The organism is Mesorhizobium sp. M4A.F.Ca.ET.020.02.1.1 (genome assembly GCF_004022645.1).
In the GTDB taxonomy this organism is placed as follows: domain Bacteria; phylum Pseudomonadota; class Alphaproteobacteria; order Rhizobiales; family Rhizobiaceae; genus Mesorhizobium.
This window is the reverse complement of the sequence record NZ_RZOI01001355.1, coordinates 1-557: the sequence shown is the minus strand read 5'-3', so window position 1 is coordinate 557 and position 557 is coordinate 1. Positions and strand designations below refer to the sequence as shown.

At 68.4% G+C, this 557-nt stretch carries 1 protein-coding gene; it reads left to right on the top strand.

What is annotated here, in order from left to right; translation table 11 throughout:
- A partial coding sequence (locus EN742_RS37105) for a dihydroxy-acid dehydratase (protein ID WP_189375778.1) occupies positions 1 to 557 on the top strand: 557 nt, incomplete at both ends.

Here is a 557-nt window from a genome sequence, read left to right as displayed (position 1 = left end):
GGCCTATCTCGGCCGCATCGCCGAGGCCTCGGGCCGCAGCGCCAACCGTGCGGTGCTGTCCTGTGGCAACCTCGCGCACGGTTTTGCCGTGTGCAGCCCGTCCGAGAAGGTCGCGCTCGGCGGCGACCGGGTGCCCAATCTCGGCATCATCACCTCCTACAACGACATGCTGTCGGCGCATCAGCCATTCGAGACCTATCCGGCGCTGATCAAGGAAGCGGCGCGCGAGGCCGGCGGCATCGCGCAGGTGGCCGGCGGCGTGCCGGCGATGTGCGACGGCGTCACGCAAGGCCAGCCCGGCATGGAACTGTCGCTGTTTTCGCGCGACGTGATCGCCATGGAGGCGGCGATCGGGCTGTCGCACAACATGTTCGACGCCGCCGTCTTCCTCGGCGTCTGTGACAAGATCGTGCCGGGGCTGGTGATCGCCGCACTCACCTTCGGCCATTTGCCGGCGGTGTTCGTGCCAGCCGGGCCGATGACATCGGGCCTGCCGAACGACGAGAAGGCCAAGGTCCGCCAGCTCTATGCCGAAGGGAAGGCAGGGCGGGCCGAAC